Annotated in this window: 1 protein-coding gene; it reads left to right on the top strand. The window is 44.9% G+C overall.

The genetic code is table 11. From position 1 onward, the window contains the following. Positions 1-577: 577 nt before the first annotated feature. A complete protein-coding gene (locus CLOSYM_RS13550) occupies positions 578-2,377 on the top strand; it encodes a reverse transcriptase domain-containing protein (protein WP_021642534.1) in 1,800 nt (599 codons plus the stop codon). Positions 2,378-2,507 lie beyond the last annotated feature (130 nt).

The following is a 2,507-nucleotide window of genomic DNA, read 5'->3' as shown; positions in this document are numbered from 1 at the left end:
TGGAGGAAGTGCGCCCAGATAGGGCATTGTGTGAAGTAGCGTAAGGTACTACCCCGTAAGATAACACGGGAAACAGCCTGCCTAACCGAAAGGCGAAAGCTGACACGGGAACATAGCACGGCAGGAAAGCGGTAAGTCACCTAAAGGCATTTTGGTGCGACTGAACCACAATGTTAAGCGGATATGAGGTTTAAGTTGGATTTACTGAACGCAAGTTTCTAATTCCTGTTATTTTCAGGTGGAGGAAAGTGCCTGTAACCTCCGGCATGAGAACGATTGATTATGTTCGTCAATCAATCGGTTATCGACAATCTCATGCAATCTGTAGGAGAACCTATGGTAACGAAACGAAAGCGAAACCGACAATCTGCAATTACCTACACACAGTGCTAACTGGGGATACCCTAAACAGGAGTGCCACCAAGGAGGTGTATATCGGCTATGGCTATGGAGCCTGAAAATCCTGCATGGGTACGGAGCGTTCGTAGTAGTCCGAGGACGGTAATGCCGTCTACATGGCGAAGGGACGCAGTTATTGTGTACTAAAATAAAAGTTGATTAGGGAGGAAAACCTCAAATGCAACCAACAACCGAAATTTTAGCAAGAATCAGTAAAAACTCACTTGCAAACAAAGAAGAAATCTTTACAAAACTGTATCGCTACCTGTTGCGTCCTGACCTCTACTTTCTGGCGTATAACCATTTGTACGCTAACAACGGAGCGGCAACGAAAGGTGCAAACAATGATACGGCTGATGGTTTCAGTGAAGTAAAAATCGCAAACATCATAAAATCACTGTCCGACGATACCTATCAGCCTACGCCGGTAAGACGAATCTACATCTCCAAAAAGAGCGACCCCAAAAAGAAGCGTCCGTTGGGAATACCCACATTTACGGATAAGCTGATACAGGAAGCTCTACGCATGGTGTTGGAAGCGGTGTATGAGCCTGTTTTTCTGAATGCATCACATGGGTTCAGACCAAAAAGAAGTTGTCACACTGCACTAACGTCACTGAAAAAGGAGTTTAACGGCACACGTTGGTTTGTTGAGGGCGACATTAAAGGTTGCTTTGATACTATCGACCATGCCACACTTGTAGGTTTTGTAAACAATAAAATCAAGGACGCACGGATTATTAAGCTGATTTACAAGTTTCTGAAAGCAGGATATTTAGAGGATTGGCAGTACCATAAAACATACAGTGGAACGCCGCAAGGCGGCATTATCTCACCACTGCTCGCCAACATCTACCTGCATGAGCTGGACAAGTATGTGATGAAGCTGAAAGCCGAGTTTGACGCACCCAATACAGAGAAGATAACGCCTGAATACCGAGAACTTCACAACGAAATCAAAATGCTCTCCTATTACATCAAAAAGGCAGACGGCACGGAGAAAGAACGGTTACTTGCAGAATATAAACCAAAACGCAAGCGGCTTATGTCAATCCCGTGTACTTCGCAGACTGACAAGAAAATCAAATATGTTCGGTACGCCGACGATTTTATCATAGGTGTAAAAGGGAGCCAAGAGGACTGCCAGTGGATTAAGAGCAAACTTGCCGAATTTATCAGCGAAACGTTGAAAATGGAACTCAGTGAAGAAAAAACTCTCATTACCCACAGCAGTGAATGTGCAAGGTTTTTAGGCTATGATGTGCGTGTTCGGAGAAGTGGAGAAATAAAGCGTGGCGGCCCAGGCAATGCCAAAAAACGGACGCTGAATAATCATACCGAACTGCTTGTGCCGCTTAACGACAAAATCCATAAATTCATCTTTTCAAAAGGAATAGCGATACAGAAAATCGACGGGACACTGTTTCCTGTACATCGTAATTCTCTGCTACGGCTTACAGACTTAGAAATCGTTACCGCCTACAATGATGAGCTACGAGGGCTTTGCAACTACTACGGTATGGCAAGCAATTTCCACAAAATGAAGTATTTAGCCTACCTCATGAAATATAGTTGCTTAAAAACTCTTGCGTCAAAACATAAAAGCAGTATCTCAAAGGTCATAGCCATGTTCAAAGACGGCAAAGGCGATTGGGGTATCCCGTATGAAACAAAAGCGGGTGCAAAGCGGCGGTATTTTGTGAATTATATCGACTGTAAAGAGGCGAAGAATCCGACTGACATTATCAGCAATGCGGCTGTTATCTACGGTCAATCGGTGACTACCCTTGAAAAGCGGTTGAAAGCAAGAGTTTGTGAGCTGTGCGGCACGGCGGAAAGTGACCATTACGAGATTCACCACGTAAACAAGCTGAAAAATCTAAAAGGCAGGAAACAGTGGGAAATCGCAATGTTAGCCAAACGCCGGAAAACACTTGTGGTGTGTGAAAAATGCCACCATGAGATACATAACCAGTGAGTGAATACTGAACGAACAATGACAGAGCCGTATACTCCGAGAGGGGTAAGTACGGTTCCCGGAGAGGGTGGTGCAGACCTACCGCCGAAATGCGGCAAGGCGGCACTTCCCTACTCCACCAGAAAAAGGC

The organism is [Clostridium] symbiosum ATCC 14940, from assembly GCF_000466485.1.
Classification (GTDB): domain Bacteria; phylum Bacillota; class Clostridia; order Lachnospirales; family Lachnospiraceae; genus Otoolea; species Otoolea symbiosa.
Note: the sequence above shows the minus strand (reverse complement) of the source record. Positions and strands in the feature narration are given on the sequence as shown.